The organism is Priestia sp. FSL H7-0729 (assembly GCF_038005685.1).
Taxonomy (GTDB): Bacteria; Bacillota; Bacilli; order Paenibacillales; family Paenibacillaceae; genus Paenibacillus.
This window is the reverse complement of sequence record NZ_JBBOTQ010000025.1, coordinates 1-19,244: the sequence shown is the minus strand read 5'-3', so window position 1 is coordinate 19,244 and position 19,244 is coordinate 1. Positions and strand designations below refer to the sequence as shown.

The window sequence follows — 19,244 nt, the reverse complement described above, 5'->3', positions numbered from 1 at the left end:
ATTTGCCCTTTGATCCAAATAAATCAAGAATATTACAATATTTTAACCAAATATTCAGAAAAACGTACTTGATCAACGCTTTACAACATGCATCAAAACAGGATATCATCTTTTCAGTGAATTGTTGTGCGGAAAATTGGACAGATGTTCGGGGGATGAACAAAGGGACACTTTCCGATGAAACAACATTACTTTCATGAATCAGTCTCGCTGAGTCTCCGTTAACGGAGAGCGGGGGAACCAATAGGGCTTAAACATCGGTGTATTTGGCCGATGCGCAACGTTCGTTGACCCAAAAGCAGCGAAGGGAACTGCGAAGCCATATTTGATTTCTTCTTTGGGTCTCGGGGTGAATTCAAGGGCGTCCGCCATGAGCGGGTGACCCAAGATAGGGCGGCTCTCTTTCGCCCGAACCCGACAGCTAACCTCGCAAGCGGAAAAAGAGAGGCAACCTCGTGCATGAATTTCCGATATTCAAAATCATTCGGAAGCCACGAAAGAGTTCCTCTTACACTCTTTCTTTGGCTTTTTTGTTTTTGAATAAAAGAAATGTTGTCATCATACGGTAGGTATTCAGGAGGATGACATCATGTTGCGAAGATTGATTCATGGTGCAGAACCGGATTATGTTGGTCCGATCTGTGTTCTGTAGAAAATTTGGTATAGTCACGTCAAAGACATCATGCGTTACTTTAGACGGCGAGGCTATGAAGGAGGACGGAGAAGTGGGCACATTCCAACCAGAAGAGACCCATGAGTCACGATCATCCAGTAAGTCTTTCGCGTTGCGGTGGAAGCATGAGAACATGCGTCAGATGGCATTGATCGCGATTTTCTCAATTGCGCTTACAATCATGATCTTGTTAGTCGTTTACGGTCAGGCCGGGAAACAAATTTCACTGGTTATTGATGGCAAAGCTCAGGTGGTAGAGACTCGTACAGGAATGCTTCAGGAAATGCTGGAGGAGCAGTCGATCACAGTCAGCCCTCACGACAAGGTATCCATGTCCATGAACGGGGCGATTACAGATGGAGACCGAATCGTTATTGAGCGGGCCGTTCCAGTTAAGATTACGGCAGACGGAGACACCAAGACTCTGTATACAACGGATTCATCGGTAGAAGATGCAATTCAAAAATCAGGTATTCAAGTTGAGAGTAATGATAAAGTGTATCCGGCGCTTGGAACTGCGATCAAAGCGGATATGAAGATCCGTGTAGTGCGCGTAACAAAGCGTACAGTAAATGTAGAGCAACCGATCGCTTACAAAGTAATTAAAACGGCTGACCCTAGCTTGTACAAAGGGGATAACCGTGTCGTTGTGAACGGCAAAGAAGGCACACTTGTACAGCACATCGAAAAGGTATTTCAGGATGGAGAATTGGTCTCCAAAAAAATGGTCGGCAAATCTGTCGCGAATAATCGTGTAGATAAAGTGATTGCTGTCGGCACCAAAGCAAAACCGGTCGTGAAAGAACCTGAGATTCAGACCGTATCGGCACAAACTTCAACAACCAAAAAGGCTACAACAACGAACTCGAAGAAAACATCTGCCTCGGGCAGCAAAGTGATTACCGTATCCGGGACTTCTTTTAAATACTCCAAAGTACTTAAAAATGTATCCATGACTGCCTACTCTTCCGAAGAGCCTGGCATTGGCACTAAAACAGCTTCCGGTACTCGTGTAACGGAAGGGCGCACCATCGCGGTTGATCCCAAAGTCATTCCAATTGGCTGGTGGGTATATATCGAAGGTCTGGGCTTCCGACGTGCGGAAGATACAGGCGGTGCCATTAAAGGCAACAAAATTGACGTATATTATGACAGTGTGAAGCATGCCCTGAATTTTGGACGCAAGAAAGGCAAGACGGTCTACGTGATTGGTCCGGTGAAGCCGGAAGCGAACTAAAATCGTTTTACTTTGAAATGGGAATGCTATAAAATAGTTGCATGAATGATTCATGCGGAATATGCGGCGGAGGAGTCTGAATTCAGTCTCCCCGCCGTTTGGCAGAGAAGAGGATATTCCTCTTCTTTTTGCGTTAGAAAGGAAGAAATGGAACATGATAAAAGAAGTCATTGTGGTGGAAGGCCGTGATGATACGGTAGCCATCCGTCGGGCCGTGGAAGCCGATACAATAGAGACAGGTGGATCAGCCATCAACCAACGTATTCTGAAGCGGATAGCGCTTGCTCAGGAGAGACGGGGAGTCATCGTACTGACAGATCCGGATCATGCCGGCGAACGCATTCGTAAAATCATTGCAAATAAGGTGCCTGGCTGCAAGCATGCCTTCATCCCGGAGGCCGATGCGACGCGCAAAGGGGACATTGGGGTGGAGAACGCCTCACCGGAGGCAATTCGTCATGCTCTGGCACGCGTACATACTTCATACGAAGGTGCTCCGAGCCTGATCGATTGGGAAGATCTAATCGCGGCAGGACTTATCGTGCATCCGCAAGCTGCGGCACGTCGCATGGAGATGGGCAATCTGCTGGGCATCGGATATTGTAACGGTAAGCAGTTCCACAAACGTCTCAGTGTATTTCAGATTACACGGGAAGAGTTCTCTACAGCATTAGCGCAAATTGAACGTGAAGGATTGTGAGCATATGAAGGACATGGAAGAGACGATAGAAATTGCAACGCCCAAGCGAACCAAAGAGATTATTCAAAGACACGGATTTTCATTCAAGAAAAGCTTAGGTCAGAACTTTCTTATCGATCAAAATATACTGAACAAAATCGTGAATGCAGCCGACTTGGACGAGTCCAAGGGTGCGTTAGAGATCGGGCCGGGCATTGGGGCACTTACCGAAAGACTCGCTCGGGTAGCTGGTCCTGTCACAGCCGTAGAGATTGATCAGCGCTTGATCCCCATCCTCGGAGAAGTGATGCAGCCTTATTCCAATGTACGGGTGCATCATGGCGATGTGCTGAAGCTTGATCTGGCTGAACTGTTCCAATCGGATTTTGCATCCGTGGATAAAGTCAGTGTCGTGGCTAATCTGCCCTATTATGTAACGACTCCAATTATGATGAAACTGCTGGAAGAGAAGTTGCCGGTGGACAGCATTGTGGTCATGATCCAAAAAGAAGTGGCTGAACGAATGGCTGCTGCACCGGGATCAAAAGACTACGGCAGTCTGAGCATCGCAGTTCAGTACTACAGTATGCCGGAGCTTGTGTGTATTGTGCCTCCTACGGTCTTCATTCCCCAACCTAATGTGGAGTCGGCTGTCATTAAGCTGAAAGTGCGTGAACAACCACCAGTGGAGATCCCGGATGAAGCACACTACTTCGAAGTGGTACAGGCTTCCTTTGCCCAGCGGAGAAAAACAATCTCGAATAACCTGAAGGCACGCTTCTTCACGAAAGAGAACCGGGAAAAGGCAGACATTCTGCTGGAGCAGGCAGGTATCCAACCATCCCGACGTGGAGAGACGTTAAGTCTGCAAGAGTATGCTACACTCAGCACCGTCATGTGGGAAGCAGGGGTACGTGCAGCGCTGTAAAATTTAATGAACCAAACCGGGTCTCTGCCCATACGATGGGGTAGAGGTGATTACGTTGATGAATATCGGAGACTTGGTCGTTCGGAAGTCATACGGCGGCGATGTGACTTTTCGGGTGGAAGGCCTCCAGTTGGATGCTGCGGTCATTAAAGGGACTGAGTTCCGGCTGATTGCCGATTCCCCGGTGGACGATTTGATACAGGTTCCCTACGAACCACAAAGCGCCAAGACAAGACAGGCGCATATTAAAGCTCATCAGACCCTGTCCCGTCTGCAGCAGAATCGTATGGAACAGGCTGAGCGGAATCGTGAAGGTCTGGCACAGGATTGGTCTGCTCAGCAGGAACCGGCTTATTTTGAGATGCCTGGAAAGGTGCTTCATCTGGATGGAGATCCGAACTATTTGAAAAAAAGTATGGATCTCTATGAGCAACTTCGTGTGCCAGCAGAGGGACAATATGTCCACGAATCGGCAATGGCAGATACCCTATACCGTTTATTACCCAAAGTACGTCCGGATATCGTGGTCATTACGGGTCATGACGGAGTGCTAAAGACACGTCAGCCCTATGACTTATATAGTCTTGGTAGCTATAAGAACTCGCAAAATTTCGTGGCTGCCATTCAGGTGGCCAGACAATATGAACGCCATCTGGACGCACTCACTATTGTGGCAGGCGCCTGTCAGTCCCATTTTGAGGCACTGCTGCGCGCTGGAGCGAACTTTGCCAGTTCTCCAGGCAGGATTCTCATTCATGCACTTGATCCGGTCTATGTGGCAGCTAAGGCCTCCTTCACATCTGTGCGGGATACGGTCAACATGAGTGATGTTCTGCACAATACCATCAGTGGTAGCCAAGGTGTGGGTGGTGTAGAGACACGGGGGAGTTACCGGGTAGGTCTGCCGGGGCTGAATGATTTATCCACTCTAAAAGTGAACCCGTCAGCAGTCTGATGTAGGCCATTTAAAGTCCCAATTTGGGGCTTTTTTTGTTTGCAAAAAAATTCATTGACAACAACTTTTTGATGCTGATATAATAATTAGTTTTGATTTGACAATGACTGTAAAATCCGGTATAATGGACAAGAAAAGAGGTGGTCGTCGACAATGGCTAAAAACACGCTGTTGGATATCAAACGCAATCTCGATGCACATATTGGTCAGAAAATTATGTTGCGGGCTAATGGTGGCCGCCGTAAGACCATTGAACGTACGGGTGTATTGGAAGAAACGTACCCTTCTGTTTTTATTGTTAAGCTTGATGAGGAACAAGAAACTTTCAAGCGAGTATCTTATAGTTATGCGGATATACTTACGGAGTCTGTGGAAGTCATGGTCTTTGACCCGGGCAGCCAGACGCATAGCTCCTACATGGAGACGTAAGTATCGTTTTACAGGCGATTCGCCCCACAAGGCGGGTCGCTTTTTTGTTTTACAAAAAATCACCAAATCGCCTTTTGGGGTTAACCATACATAGTCAGGAATGAGTGAGGAAGGGTCGCGGCATACTAATCGGACAGGTGAAGGGACAGTTTCTTAACCTTTGGGCAGAAAACTGAACTTCAACTGGGACAAGTTGTCTAAAACGTGAACGGACTCATTACATCACGAAGGATACGAAGAGGAGGATGGTTCATGAGTCGCAGAAGAAGAAGTGTCATGTCAGAGGATCTGAAGAATGAGCTCGCGAAAGACCTGGGTTTCTATGATACGGTCCAACAGGAAGGTTGGGGCGGAATCAAAGCCAAGGATGCAGGAAACATGGTAAAACGTGCAATTCAACTTGCTGAGCAGGCTGCGCGCAAATCCTAATCCGGTTCCATCAGATTGAGAAGCGGGGAAATCCGTCAGGAATAACCCCGCTTTTTCCCCATAGATGCGGAATAGAAATGACTTGACAGCCCCATTTTGATATAATATGTTAAGTTGTCTTAGGGAAAAGGTGAGGACGGGTGAACGCCTTGAAAATTTACGAAAAAGCGCCTGCTAAAATTAATTTGATGCTGGACGTTTTACATAAAAGAAGCGATGGATTCCATGAAGTTGAAATGATCATGACTATGGTCGATCTGGCTGATCGGCTGGAAATGTCGGAGCTGCCGCGCGATACCATTTTCATCTCCAGTCAGGCGGGTTATATCCCGTTGGACGAGAAGAACCTGGCTTTCCAGGCAGCCAGACTCATTAAGGAGCGCTATAACGTGCGTACGGGCGTCCATATTCATCTGGATAAAAAGATTCCAGTTGCAGCCGGACTTGCCGGTGGAAGCAGTGATGCAGCAGCAGCTCTGCGTGGATTGAATCGTCTGTGGCGGCTCAATATACCGGATCACGAACTGCAGGAGCTTGGAGCTGAACTCGGTTCGGACGTTCCATTTTGTATCACAGGAGGGACTGCACTCGCTACAGGTCGTGGTGAGAAGTTGACCCCTATGCCTAATCCGCCGCAATGCTGGGTAATTCTGGCCAAGCCTCCAATCAATGTGTCTACAGCCGATGTGTACGGACGTTTCCGCAGTGATAAGATTGTTCGTCATCCAAGTGCGGCTAAAATGGAGCAGGCGATTCGCAACCAATCATTTACGGATGTCTGTAACCAGATGGGCAATGTGCTTGAAGATGTAACGTTGAAGCTATATCCGGAGGTTCAGAATTTGAAAGATGCCATGATTCGGTTGGGTGCAGACGGCGTGTTGATGTCTGGTAGCGGTCCAACGGTGTTTGGACTGGTCTCCAAGGAATCCAAGGTTGCCCGGATATACAATGGTCTGCGTGGTTTCTGTAAAGAAGTGTACGCTGTACGTATGTTGACGTAAAATTCGCTTTTATAATGTACAAACACGTATAAAGGTGGTATATTTTTAAATAATTATTCGGATTTGGATGTTTCCGTGATCGTGAGGATGGATCTCTGTGAAGAAGTTAAAACGAAGCGCAAGGCTGGTTGAAATGACGCAATACTTATTGTCCAGACCGCATACGGTTATTCCGCTCACCACATTTGCCGAACGCTATGGAGCCGCGAAGTCTTCGATTAGTGAAGATTTGGCGATTATCAAGGAAGTGTTCGAAGAAGGTGGGTCAGGAGAACTGCATACACTGGCTGGAGCAGCCGGGGGAGTAAGATGGATTCCGAAGGTATCCCGAGAACTGGCACTGGCGTTTGCGGAGCGGCTCTCGACCCAGCTCGCGCAACCTGATCGGATCTTGCCTGGAGAATACCTGTACATGTCCGACTTGCTTGGTCAGCCCGCATTGATGAATGAAGCCGGCAAGATCTTTGCAACGGCCTTTGGCAATATGAATATTGATGTGGTTATGACGGTAGAAACCAAAGGAATTCCATTGGCTTATGCCACCGGTGCCCAGCTCAACCTGCCTGTCGTGCTCGTACGCAGGGACCATCAGGCTACAGAAGGATCGGCCGTAAGTATCAATTATGTATCCGGGTCCCATAAAAGTCTGCATACGATGTCCCTCTCTCGTAGGGCGATGCGTGAGCATTCCAGAGTACTTATTGTGGATGACTTTATGAAGGCTGGGGGTACGGTGCAAGGAATGATCGATCTTTTGGCCGAGTTTAATGCTACAGTTGCCGGGGTAGGGGTACTGGTTGAATCTGGTTCTGTAGATTCAGAGGAACGCCTGCTAACCGATTATGTATCTCTGGCAAAGCTGACAGCGGTTGATGCCAAGAGCAGGCAGATTTCCGTCAAGCCTGGCAACTATTTCGACCTGTAGAAAGATGACGAATGTGATGTCGGTAAAGGGTCTTTTCCATCGACCTGGCACTAACGTTGTCGAATTGTGTATTAAATAAAAAAATTCCTGAAATTAGGAAATTTTTGTGGTTATAAAAAGAAGGAGTTCGTATATGCTGTGTGGAATTATACACCAAGTTCTGATGGAAAAAGGTGGTGAACACACACATGCAAATTACGGATGTCAGACTCCGCCGTGTTAACTCGGAGGGGAGAATGAAGGCTATCGCATCCATTACCATCGATAACGAATTCGTCGTTCATGACATTCGTGTCATTGATGGTAACAACGGAATGTTTGTTGCTATGCCGAGCAAGCGTACTCCTGATGGAGAGTTCCGTGATATCGCCCACCCGATCTCTTCCGGTACTCGTGAGAAGATTCAGGCAGCAGTTCTGACTGAATATGATCGTGCGGCAACTGAGGAAGAAGTCATTGAAGAAGGTGCCTGAGAACATTATTGGGGTTCGAAGGAAAAGAGAGCCATGTCTTATGGCTCTCTTTTCTTTTTGATCGGAATAAGATATATTCAGTATTGAGTTTATTTAGCAGAAAACAAAAAGCGCATCGTGCGCTTGGTGGCAGGGCGGCATCTTAGGAATCATTGGGATTCGGTTAAGCTCGCAGGTACACGGCGTATACATATAGGTCACGATTTGTTGGTGTCCGCGTTGATACGTGTGATTACAGAGACAGCAGGCGATGAACAAGACTGGCTTGAAGCCGGCTGAACGATACTCATTGGATACAGATAAGCAATGCATTTCAATGGGATTTTCAGAACAGGAGGTCGTAAATTTTGAAACGAATGGCAATCGTTCTTGCCGCAGGGCAAGGGAAACGAATGAAATCAAAATTGTACAAAGTACTGCATCCCGTATGCGGTAAACCTATGGTTGGACATGTGCTGGATGCGGCACTCAGCGCAGGCGTTGAACGCAGTGTAGTTGTAGTCGGTCATGGTGCCGAAGCGGTGCAGTCATTTTTGGGTTCCAGAGCGGAGTATGCACTTCAGGCGGAACAATTGGGTACAGGTCATGCAGTACAGCAAGTTAAATCCTTGCTTGGCGGCGAAGCAGGATCCACAATTGTGGTCTGTGGAGATACACCGCTCGTGACTCGTGAGACATTGGAAGGTCTGATGAATCACAATGAGAGTCGCGGGGCAGCAGCGACAGTTCTTACGGCTCAGTTGGACAATCCCAAAGGTTACGGCCGAGTAATACGTGGAGAAGATGGTTCTGTACAGCGGATCGTAGAACAGAAGGATTGCAATGAACAGGAAGATGCTGTGAATGAGATTAACACAGGCACATACTGTTTCGATAATGCAAAATTGTTCGCTGCGCTGGATAAAGTAACGAACCAGAACGCTCAGGGAGAATATTATCTCACAGACGTAATCGGCATTTTGCGTAATGATGGAGAAGTAGTTGAAGCTTACATGTCAGATGACATCGCAGAATCCATCGGGGTTAACGACAGACTCGCACTTTCGCAAGCAGAAGCCTTCATGCGTGAACGTCTTGCCGTACGCCATATGTTGAACGGTGTTACAATCATTGATCCGTCATCGACATATATCGGAGCGGATGTTACGATTGGATCAGATACAGTATTGTATCCAGGGACCATTCTCAAAGGCACAACTTCGATCGGTGAAGCATGTCATATTGGTCCTCATGCAGATGTGGAAGACAGCGTTATTCAGGACGGAGTTACAATCAAACATTCGGTGTTGTCCAATGCCGAAGTGGGTTCTGATGCAACGGTTGGCCCATTTGCTAATTTGCGTCCAGGGACTAAACTTGGTCGTAACGTAAAAATTGGTGACTTTGTTGAAGTGAAAAATGCTACAATTGACGAAGGTTCCAAAGTATCTCATCTCAGCTATATTGGGGATGCCAAAGTAGGGAAAAACGTAAATGTTGGATGCGGGGCAATAACTGTCAATTATGATGGTTATAATAAAGCTGTGACGACGATTGAAGATGACGCTTTTGTAGGCAGCAACGTCAATCTGATTGCACCGATTACGGTAGGAAAAGGCGCTTATGTGGTTGCTGGCTCCACCGTTACCCATTCCGTTCCCGAGAATGATCTGGCCATTGCTCGTCCACGTCAGGAGAATAAACCTGGTTATGCGGAGAAGATTCGCGGACGTGCTAAAGCCAAGAAACAAAATGCCAAACCCCAATAAGGGGTTTTGATAACAAGATTGCCTCCCAAAAGATCGGGAAGGTGCCGACATGTCGCAGACGCTTATTGATTCCAATGAACCAGCACGGAGGGTTTTTATTTTATGACTTATTTTGATTCGAAATTAAAAATATTTACTTGCAATTCTAACCCCAAGCTCGCCCATCAAATTGCTGATTATATCGGAATCCCTATGGGTGAATCTCACACAACCAGCTTTAGTGATGGCGAGATTCAAGTGAAACTCTCCGAGAGTGTTCGGGGTTGTCACGTTTACATCGTGCAGTCCACTTGCTTGCCGGTTAATGATAACCTGATGGAAATGCTCGTTATGATTGATGCACTCAAACGGGCATCTGCCAAGACGATTAACGTCGTTATTCCTTACTATGGCTATGCAAGACAGGATCGCAAGGCACGTTCGCGTGACCCGATTACAGCGAAACTGGTAGCCAACCTGATTGAAAAAGCGGGTGCAACCCGTGTCATCGCGATGGACTTGCATGCAATGCAGATTCAGGGATTCTTCGACATTCCAGTCGACCATCTGCTCGGCGTGCCGATTCTGGCTCAATATTTCCGGTCGAAACAGATCGAAAATCCGGTTGTTGTGTCGCCTGACCACGGTGGCGTAGTGCGCGCACGTAAACTGGCTGATTTCCTGAATGCACCCCTGGCGATTATCGATAAACGTCGTCCTGAGCCAAATGTGAGCGAAGTGATGAACATTATCGGTAACATCGAGGGTAAAACAGCCATTCTGATCGATGACATTATTGACACAGCGGGAACAATTGTACTGGGAGCGAATGCTCTGATGGAAGGCGGCGTGAAAGAAGTATACGCGTGCTGTACTCACCCGGTATTGTCCGGACCTGCGATGGAACGTTTGGAGAATGCACCATTGAAGGAAGTCATCGTAACGGATACTATTCCAATTACGCATGCGAATCCGACAAGCAAACTCAAAGTGTTGTCTGTAGCGCCTTTGCTCGGAGAAGCGATTATCCGTGTTCATGAGGAATTGTCAATCAGCAAGCTGTTTGAAATTGAATAAGGATGTCTGCATAAAGTAGTAGAGGGGTTACGTTTTCCGGTTCAATGGAAAATGTAACCCCTGTCGGCGTGCCGTTTTATAAAAAAGTGAAACAGCCGCTGGTTAGTCCATATAAGTGTGAACTACTCATTTACACAATAACGATCGGAAGATGTTTCTGCACGCGCAGTGATTCAGTGTAAAATGGTTCGTTCATCTTATAGGTTTAATACCCGGGGCGGGAGATAAATCGGAAACGACGCCGATGAAATAGCGTGTCGGCAATTTCGACGAATTGATTATCGAAACGAGTGATGAGACCAATCTCAATATGGGTGTCGCGGTCGTATACCTGTACAGGTACGTGGTATTCTAAGTGATAGATAAAATCGCTATGTTGAGTCAGTTGTCCGTTGTCTTCGCGCAAAACCCGCTCACCTTCCTGGGTCAATAAAATATTTACCGTAGATACTACAGTAAATCGATCTTTACTTTCCTGATATTATATGAAATATAACATTCGAAGTCTATGCCTCACCTCAGGCTAATCCGAAGGAGGGAACAAGATGAAGTGGATTGTCGGACTTGGAAATCCAGGCTCGAACTATGCCAAAACACGTCATAATATCGGTTTTATGGCACTGGACCGATTGGCGGATCGCCATAATATCTCCATCACACAGAGTAAATGTAAGGCGCTGATTGGAGAATGCAACATTGGCGGTGTGAAGACCGTGTTGATCAAACCAATGACCTATATGAATTTGTCTGGTGAATCGGTTCGAGCATATATGGATTTTTATAAAGTTAGTCTTGAAGATCTGATTGTTGTGTACGATGACATGGATACAGAGATTGGCAAGGTCAGATTGCGTTACCAAGGCAGTGCAGGCGGACATAATGGGATCAAGTCCATTATTCAACATACCGGTACACAGCAGTTTAACCGGGTACGCATGGGAATATCCCGGCCTGAACCAGGACATGCCATTGTCGATTATGTACTGTCGACATTCATGAAGAAAGAAAAGGAAGCCCTTGATCAGACCATTGAGCAAACATGTGATGCTTTGGAGCATAGCTTGACTCATACCTTTGAACAAACAATGGCGAAGTTTAACGGATAATGTTGTAAAACAACCTGGTAAAATGATCAAAAAGACGGGTTCGATTCAGCCATACTGGACATACTGGACGTATAAACCATGTTCAGGAGGCATAAACATGTCAGTGAATTACGTATGTAGGCATTGCCGTACCTTTATCGGACGAATCGATTCTGCCCGGATAACGGAAGCAGAGCTCGGCTTTCATTTCTTGACCCCCGACGAGCGGAGGGATATAATAGCGTATAATTCCGGTGGTGACATTACCGTTCGGATTACATGTGATTACTGTAAGGAAGCACTGGAGCATAATCCAGAGCTTAGCCTGCTCGCGAGTCCGCTTCAGTAGACTTCGCCCGTACAGGATCGAATGACAGTTGAGGGCGGTTGCGTAATAACGCTCCACCTTTTATAGCCTTGGCAGCCTGCTGAGGCTTCTTTTCAGTTGGCATGAAAGCCATGACTATCTCTAAATTAGGCTCAGCCGCATCAACAGATGTGGCAATGTTGCGAGTAATCCGATATGATGAAACAGGACAAAAAGGAATTTGTATCCATTTTAATAGTGATGCTACGCGTATGCGTGAGATAATCAAGTAAGTTATAAGAGAGGTGCCCCTTTTGTTACAAGCACTTATACAGGCTTTTTCCAAAGATCCGGACTTCGGATCCATTACAGCCGGAATCAAGTCCGGCATGAAGGAACAATTGGTTTCGGGTCTATCCGGCTCGGCGCGTCAGATTATGCTGGCTGCCCTGCATCAGGAAATGAACCGACCATTGCTCGTAGTAACGCACAATATGTTTGCAGCTCAAAAAATTGCAGAAGATTTACAGGAAGCGCTTTCACCTGATCAGGTGTTGATCTATCCTGCCAACGAACTTGTTGCTGCTGAAGCCGCTGTTTCCAGCCCGGAAACATTGGGTCAGCGTATTGAGGTGTTGGTCCGCTGCGCCCAGGGATTCAGGGGCGTTGTTGTTATTCCTTTTTCCGGGGTAAGACGTTATGTCCCGCTTCCGGAAGTGATGGCCAATGCTCGAATTTTGATAAAACAGGGCAACACACTGCAACTTGACTCCTTCCTGCTGGAGATGGTGAAACTCGGATATGAGCGTGTGGAGCGTGTGGAATCTCGTGGTGAGATGAGCGTACGCGGAGGTATCATCGACTTTTATCCGGTTACTTCATCAATTGCGTATCGAGTGGAGTTATTTGATGATGAGATCGACTCCATTCGGACATTTGACCCAGCGGATCAGCGTTCAATTGAACGAATTGAAGAGATTACGGTTTTGCCATGCAAGGAATTAATTGCAGACCGTGAGCGGATGGAAAAAGCTGCCGACACGGCTGCTCTTTTGCTCGAGCAACAGCTGGAGAAAATGACGGACCGGCAGGCGAAGCTGCGTCTTCGTGAAGAAATTCACCGGGAGATTGAGCTTTTGCGGGAGCACGTGTATTTCTCCGAGATGTATAAATATATCTCTCCGCTCTATCCGGAGAACAAAACGATTTACGACTATATGCCAGAAGATACCCTGCTTGTCCTTGATGAGCCTGCCAGACTATCGGAGACATCGAAACAGCTTGACCGTGATGAATCGGAGTGGAATCTGCACTTGATGCAAAACGGAAAAACACTTCCGGATCTTCCATTATCCGCAGACGGTGATGAACTGTTGTATGAGCGTCCATTCCAGACGCTGTTCATGTCGATTTTTTTGCGCCAAGTTCCACATACCCAACCACAGAACATTCTGAACTTCATCAGTCGTGGCATGCAGGATTTCCATGGACAGATGAACGTTTTGAAGGCAGAGATGGAGCGCTGGCAGAAGGCCGGAGTTCAAGTGCTCATGCTGGCGAACGGTGAAGAGCGACTCGAGCGGATGCGCCGGGTACTGATGGACTATGATATTCCAGAGCCAGAGATGATGATCGGTAACTTGCAAACGGGATTTGAAATGCCGTCCATTCACTTGGCTGTCGTGACCGAGGGCGAGATGTTCTCGCAAAAACAGCGCAAAGTACGCAAACCGATTCGAAATGTGGACAATGCGGAACGGATCAAATCCTATAGTGAGCTAAAAGTGGGCGATTATGTCGTTCACCAGAACCACGGGATTGGTAAGTATCTTGGGATCGGTACCCTCGAAGTTGGTGGCATCCATAAGGACTACATGCATATTCTCTATGCGGGTGGGGACAAACTCTCTGTACCTATTGAGCAGATCGATCTGATTCAGAAATATGTTGGTTCCGAAGAGAAAGAACCGAAAATTTACAAGCTGGGCGGCAATGAGTGGACACGGGTTAAAAATAAAGTTCGCACATCCGTACAGGATATTGCTGATGATCTGATCAAGCTGTATGCAGAGCGTCAGACTTCCAAAGGGTTTGGATTCGATAAGGATTCTGCGGAGCAGCAGGAGTTTGAGGACATGTTCCCTTACGATGAGACACGCGACCAGGTGCGTGCGATCGAAGAAATCAAGAAAGACATGGAACAAAACCGTCCAATGGACCGTTTATTGTGTGGGGATGTAGGTTACGGCAAAACCGAGGTTGCTATTCGGGCTGCATTTAAAGCAGCTATTGAAGGCAAACAGGTGGCTGTACTCGTTCCAACAACCATTTTGGCACAGCAGCATTTTGAGACGTTCCGTGAGCGGTTCTCCGGTTATCCGTTCAACATTCATGTGCTTAGCCGGTTCCGCTCCCGTAAAGAGCAGAATGAAACAGCCAAAGGCATCAAGGCAGGCACAGTAGATATTGTCATCGGGACGCATCGATTGCTGTCGCAGGATCTGGTGTTCAAGGACCTGGGACTGCTCATTGTTGATGAAGAACAGCGCTTTGGAGTAACCCATAAGGAGAAACTGAAGAAGCTGAAAACCAATGTGGACGTGCTGACACTGACGGCAACGCCGATTCCGCGTACACTTCATATGTCCATGCTGGGTGTGCGTGATCTGTCTGTTATTGAGACTCCGCCAGAGAATCGTTTCCCGGTACAGACTTATGTGGTTGAACACAGCCAGGCGCTTGTTCGTGAAGCCATTGAGCGTGAGCTTGCTCGTGGTGGGCAAGTGTATTACCTCTACAACCGTGTTCAGGGAATTCAGGAGATGGCTGCCGAAATTTCTGAACTTGTGCCTGAAGCCAAGGTTGGTGTGGGACATGGCCAGATGTCGGAAACAGAGCTGGAGAAGACGATTCTGGACTTCCTGGATGGTGAGTATGACGTACTTGTGAGCACAAGTATCATCGAGACCGGGGTAGATATTCCGAACGTAAACACACTGATCGTACATGATGCCGATAAAATGGGGCTCTCCCAGCTGTATCAGCTGCGCGGACGTGTGGGTCGTTCCAACCGTATTGCGTATGCCTATTTTACGTACCAACGGGACAAAGTACTTACTGAAGTTGCGGAGAAGCGTCTGCAATCCATCAAAGAATTCACCGAACTGGGTTCGGGATTCAAAATCGCCATGCGTGACTTGTCGATCCGTGGTGCGGGAAATCTGCTGGGAGCAGAGCAACATGGCTTCATCGCTTCTGTCGGGTTCGATCTGTATTCCCAGATGCTTGCGGAGGAGATCAACAAACGCAAAGTTACGATGCTTGGCGAGGAGCCGGTACCTTCCGACCAGTGGAACACAACCCTGGATCTCAGTATCGATGCCTACTTGCCGTCCGATTATATCTATGACAGTATTCAGAAGATCGAGATTTACAAAAAAGTGGCGGTCATTGCATCCTTCGACGATGCGATGGAGCTGGAAGACGAATTGGTTGACCGATTCGGTGATCTTCCGGAAGCCGTTATTAACTTGCTGGCTGTTGCGCGGATGAAAGTATACGGCAAAATCTATGGTATCGAATCCATTTCCCAACGTGGTGAGGACATTACCGTGAAGTTCTATGAAGGGCGTGAACATGCCTTTGAACTCTCGAAAATCGCGCACATTGGAAATCAGTTCGAAAGACGTGTACAATTTGAACAAGGACCCCATATGCTGATTCACGCTAAAGGCAAGGGGCTTGGGGATAAGCAACTGATGGAGCTGGTAGAGAAAATTCTGGAGTCCATGAAGACTGCTTTTAAATCAAAGGGGGAACTAAAAGATGTTACCAAAGTATAAAAAAGTAGGAAAAGTACTGTCTGTGAGCATGGTCGCAGTACTATCCTTATCACTGCTTGCTGCATGTGGCAAGAAGGAAGAAGCGAAAACACCTGAATCTACGGATACGAGCGCTGTAGTCGCTACTTATGATGGTGGTACCATTACAGCCAATGAATTCGACATGGAGCAACGTGTCATGAAATTCCTCTATCCGGAGTATGCACAAATGATGGATATGGACGATTTCAAAGAGTATTTGGTTAAACAGGAAGTTGCTTATGAATATCTGAGTGGCAAAGCAAGTGAGGAAGCCAAAACAGCGGGTTCCAAAGCGGCAACCGAGCAATTCGATAAGATGAAAGCTTCCGTTCAGGCAGATCAATGGACAGAAATGCTCAAAGCTCAGAACCTGACAGACGACAACATTAAAGACTATATGACTCGGATTATGACAGTGATTAAAGACAAAGAAACAGGCGTTACGGAAGATGCAGTCAAGGCTGAGTTTGAGAAAAACAAAGATCAGTTCACAACAGCTTCTGTTCGTCACGTGTTGATTAACTTCACAGATCCAAAAACGCAAAAAGAGCGTAAAAAAGAAGATGCACTGAAAATTGCAAAAGAAGTAAAAACGAAATTGGATGGCGGAGCTGATTTTGCTAAAATTGCAAAAGAATATTCCGAAGATCCAGGTTCTGCTGAAAAAGGTGGATTGTACGAAGAAACACCTGTAGGCAGCTGGGTAGAGGCATTCAAGGAAGCTGCAAAAACATTGCCACTGAACAAAATCAGTGACCCTGTTGAGACGGAGTACGGTTACCACATTATGAAAGTGGAAGCTCGTACAGAAGCAGACTTCACCAAACTGACGGCTGAGCAAAAAGAAAGCCTGAAGAGCCAGTTGGCAGCTGCTGAGATCGATACGTTCATGCAAAATGAATTGGACAAAATCGTAAAAGAAGTGAACCTGCCAAAAACAGAAAAAGCTGAAGAAGGCACAACAGAAGGTACGACTGAGGGTACAACGGGTACAGGAACTGAAGGAGAGAAAACAACCGAACCAAAAACGGATGACTCTACAGGTACAGATACCAAGACTGACCAAGGTACGACTGGAACAGATAAAGATGCAAAGACAGATGAAGGTACAAGCAGTAAATAAGCCAGTAAACATGGCTGTTTAGCACACGTTCAGGGTTAAATTCGCCCGAATGAATACCTTGTACGCGTAAATATGGACAACCATACAGAGAAGCAAGGGGAGGACTTAGGACCTCCTTCTTGCTTCTTCCTGTCTATATACAAGGCGTATGGGTATATGGTCGCCTTCTTCGAAAGTTACACAACTATATTCCCCGAAGCATGTATAAGGAAATGGGAACAGATGAATACTATGGTCAAGATATCACACTAAACGTTCTGGGACTTTCCTCTACCCATTAAGGAACAGTAGTTGAAAAATCTTCTCGAGAAAGTGGGGCAACATGTGAAATGAAAGCTACTGGTATTGTCCGCCGTATAGATGACCTTGGTCGTGTGGTCATTCCAAAAGAAATCCGCCGTACGTTACGTATTCGTGAAGGTGATCCACTGGAAATTTTCGTGGACCGGGATGGAGAAGTTATTCTTAAAAAATATTCGCCGATTGGCGAGCTTGGTGATTTTGCCAAAGAATATGCAGAATCCCTATATGAGAGTACAGGTCATGTAACCATGATCTCCGACCGGGATACCATTATCACGGTGGCAGGGGGCTCCAAGAAAGAGTATTTGGACAAGCAGGTAGGCCAACTGTTGGAAGGTTGTATGGAAAACAGGAAGACCATTTTGGAAACAAACAATGGTTCATATGAGCTTAGCAAAGATCATGACGAGACGTTATCCTCTTTTGTTATTGCGCCGATTATTTCAGGTGGTGACCCCATCGGAACAGTTATCCTGTTCAATAAGGATGAATCAGTGAAGATGTCTCAGATGGAAGTGAAGATGTCCGAGACCGCTGCCGGTTTCCTTGGCAAGCAGATGGAACAATAGATAGCAGATCAACTCCTGGTGCCTTGATTTGGGCATACGGGAGTTTTTGCTTTTTATCATTAGTTTGATGTTGAACCAAGAATTCGTCTGTGTGTCTTCTGGCAGGTATAATAGCTTAAAGAATGCTTTATGCTTTATTCGAATGCCAGGATACATATGGGAGGAACTTATGAAACAGCCGTCTACAGGCTCAAGGCTGCTACAGGGTGCATTTGTACTTGGGCTTGCCGCCATCATTTCCAAAATCATTGGTGCTTTTCAGAAGATTCCGTTGCAGAATCTGGGGGGAGACGGTGTTTTTGGCATTTACAATACGGTGTATCCGTTATATATGCTCATTGTTACGCTTGCTGCTGCAGGGCTGCCTCTGGCCGTATCCAAATTCGTAGCAGAACAGAATGCACTTGGAAGACCGGACGAGAGCAGAAGGATTATCCGGTTATCTTCCTTGCTGCTTGGTGGAATTGGATTTATTATGGCGCTCTTGATGTATGCAGGTGCGCCACTGATCGCTGACATGATTGGCAATCGCCATGTGGTTCCATCGATCCGTGCAGCTTCGTGGGCTTTATTATTCATTCCGTTGATGACGGGGCTGCGTGGTTATTTTCAAGGATTGCAGCAGATGGTGCCAACAGCAGTATCTCAAGTGGTAGAGCAGACGATACGTGTCACCGTCATGATTGTTCTTCTTCTGTGGTTGATGAGGAGGGACGCTTCGCTTGAGACGATTGCCGCTGGAGCCATGATGGGCTCCGTTGCCGGTGGATTGGTTGGGCTGCTTACCATGTTAGGGTACATGGTCCGTCATCGGCGGAAAGACAGGGAAGTGGTCACCGGACAATTGAATTCAGAATGGAGCAGTAGAGGTGAGGAGGTTGGAGCAGACAGGCATGAGCGTCAGGAGCATAGGCCAGTTACGCTGCAAAAGAAAACGGCGAGTACTGTTCATCCCGCTCTGGGAGAACAGTCACGATCCAACGGGGAATGGATCAGGACGCTGCTCATGTATGCTATTCCTGTCTGTCTTGGGTCGCTGGCCGTACCACTGATGAATCTGGTGGATACCTTCACTGTTCCACGGCTTCTGCGGGGAGAAGGACAGGATGAACTCCAGTCGATGGTTTCCTTCGGCATCTACAACCGTGGATTGCCGCTGGTTCAGCTGGTGACGATGCTGGCTACGTCACTGTCTGTGCTCTTTATTCCGGCGATGGCGGAAGCCCGATTAAAGGGCGGGCCAGAAGCCGTTCGGCAGCAAGCAGGCCTCGCGCTGCGCTGGTTCTGGTTGATCGGCCTGGCGGCATCCGCGGGTCTCGCGGTGCTGGCAGAGCCGATTAACCGCATGCTGTACGGAGATGCCGCAGGCACCGAAGCACTGCGGTACATGGCGCTGGCGGCTGCGGGCAGCACCGTCAGCATTATTGCGGCGGCGCTGCTGCAAGGCCTCGGCGCCGT

Annotated in this window: 17 protein-coding genes and 1 riboswitch; all 17 genes read left to right on the top strand. The window is 47.3% G+C overall.

Annotated features, from left to right (window positions below; translation table 11 throughout):
- The first annotated feature begins 198 nt into the window (after positions 1-198).
- A riboswitch (cyclic di-AMP (ydaO/yuaA leader) is annotated at positions 199-452 on the top strand.
- A 273-nt stretch (positions 453-725) separates the two neighbouring features.
- On the top strand, positions 726-1,910 hold the full coding sequence (locus tag MHH93_RS27525; protein ID WP_500056644.1) for a resuscitation-promoting factor: 1,185 nt from the start codon (positions 726-728) through the stop codon (positions 1,908-1,910).
- Between the two features lie 154 nt (positions 1,911-2,064).
- Complete coding sequence (gene rnmV / locus MHH93_RS27520; protein ID WP_017691379.1) at positions 2,065-2,610, top strand: ribonuclease M5; 546 nt, start codon at positions 2,065-2,067, stop codon at positions 2,608-2,610.
- A gap of 4 nt (positions 2,611-2,614) precedes the next feature.
- A complete protein-coding gene (rsmA, locus tag MHH93_RS27515) occupies positions 2,615-3,517 on the top strand; it encodes a 16S rRNA (adenine(1518)-N(6)/adenine(1519)-N(6))-dimethyltransferase RsmA (protein WP_500056642.1) in 903 nt (300 codons plus the stop codon).
- A 58-nt stretch (positions 3,518-3,575) separates the two neighbouring features.
- Positions 3,576-4,472 carry a sporulation peptidase YabG gene (gene yabG, locus MHH93_RS27510; protein ID WP_500056640.1) on the top strand — a complete coding sequence of 299 codons (897 nt, stop codon included), beginning with the start codon at positions 3,576-3,578 and terminating at the stop codon, positions 4,470-4,472.
- 153 nt (positions 4,473-4,625) lie between these two features.
- Positions 4,626-4,901 carry a biofilm formation stimulator Veg gene (veg, locus tag MHH93_RS27505; RefSeq protein ID WP_053778931.1) on the top strand — a complete coding sequence of 92 codons (276 nt, stop codon included), beginning with the start codon at positions 4,626-4,628 and terminating at the stop codon, positions 4,899-4,901.
- 252 nt (positions 4,902-5,153) lie between these two features.
- On the top strand, positions 5,154-5,330 hold the full coding sequence (locus MHH93_RS27500) for a small, acid-soluble spore protein, alpha/beta type (protein WP_017691375.1): 177 nt from the start codon (positions 5,154-5,156) through the stop codon (positions 5,328-5,330).
- A gap of 149 nt (positions 5,331-5,479) precedes the next feature.
- Positions 5,480-6,334, top strand: coding sequence for a 4-(cytidine 5'-diphospho)-2-C-methyl-D-erythritol kinase (gene ispE / locus MHH93_RS27495; RefSeq protein ID WP_500056638.1), 855 nt, complete (start codon positions 5,480-5,482; stop codon positions 6,332-6,334).
- A 97-nt stretch (positions 6,335-6,431) separates the two neighbouring features.
- Positions 6,432-7,259: a pur operon repressor gene (purR, locus tag MHH93_RS27490; RefSeq protein ID WP_017691373.1), complete on the top strand. Its 828-nt coding sequence runs from the start codon at positions 6,432-6,434 to the stop codon at positions 7,257-7,259.
- Positions 7,260-7,447: 188 nt separating this feature from the next.
- Complete coding sequence (gene spoVG, locus MHH93_RS27485) at positions 7,448-7,732, top strand: septation regulator SpoVG (protein WP_017691372.1); 285 nt, start codon at positions 7,448-7,450, stop codon at positions 7,730-7,732.
- 356 nt (positions 7,733-8,088) lie between these two features.
- On the top strand, positions 8,089-9,480 hold the full coding sequence (gene glmU, locus MHH93_RS27480; protein ID WP_500056657.1) for a bifunctional UDP-N-acetylglucosamine diphosphorylase/glucosamine-1-phosphate N-acetyltransferase GlmU: 1,392 nt from the start codon (positions 8,089-8,091) through the stop codon (positions 9,478-9,480).
- A 102-nt stretch (positions 9,481-9,582) separates the two neighbouring features.
- The gene (locus MHH93_RS27475) at positions 9,583-10,536 is read left to right on the top strand and encodes a ribose-phosphate diphosphokinase (protein ID WP_017691370.1); all 954 of its coding nucleotides are present in this window, start codon (positions 9,583-9,585) and stop codon (positions 10,534-10,536) included.
- A 545-nt stretch (positions 10,537-11,081) separates the two neighbouring features.
- Positions 11,082-11,642: an aminoacyl-tRNA hydrolase gene (gene pth / locus MHH93_RS27470; protein WP_500056636.1), complete on the top strand. Its 561-nt coding sequence runs from the start codon at positions 11,082-11,084 to the stop codon at positions 11,640-11,642.
- A 97-nt stretch (positions 11,643-11,739) separates the two neighbouring features.
- Positions 11,740-11,970 carry an anti-sigma-F factor Fin gene (gene fin / locus MHH93_RS27465; protein WP_253428884.1) on the top strand — a complete coding sequence of 77 codons (231 nt, stop codon included), beginning with the start codon at positions 11,740-11,742 and terminating at the stop codon, positions 11,968-11,970.
- Between the two features lie 272 nt (positions 11,971-12,242).
- The gene (gene mfd / locus MHH93_RS27460; RefSeq protein ID WP_440392462.1) at positions 12,243-15,770 is read left to right on the top strand and encodes a transcription-repair coupling factor; all 3,528 of its coding nucleotides are present in this window, start codon (positions 12,243-12,245) and stop codon (positions 15,768-15,770) included.
- A complete protein-coding gene (locus tag MHH93_RS27455; RefSeq protein ID WP_440392461.1) occupies positions 15,754-16,914 on the top strand; it encodes a peptidylprolyl isomerase in 1,161 nt (386 codons plus the stop codon). The genes mfd and MHH93_RS27455 overlap by 17 nt, the downstream gene beginning before the upstream one ends.
- Positions 16,915-17,243: 329 nt before the next feature.
- The gene (gene spoVT / locus MHH93_RS27450) at positions 17,244-17,786 is read left to right on the top strand and encodes a stage V sporulation protein T (protein ID WP_036606123.1); all 543 of its coding nucleotides are present in this window, start codon (positions 17,244-17,246) and stop codon (positions 17,784-17,786) included.
- Between the two features lie 169 nt (positions 17,787-17,955).
- Positions 17,956-19,244: putative polysaccharide biosynthesis protein (locus MHH93_RS27445; RefSeq protein WP_500056634.1), on the top strand; the 1,289-nt coding region annotated here is incomplete at its 3' end.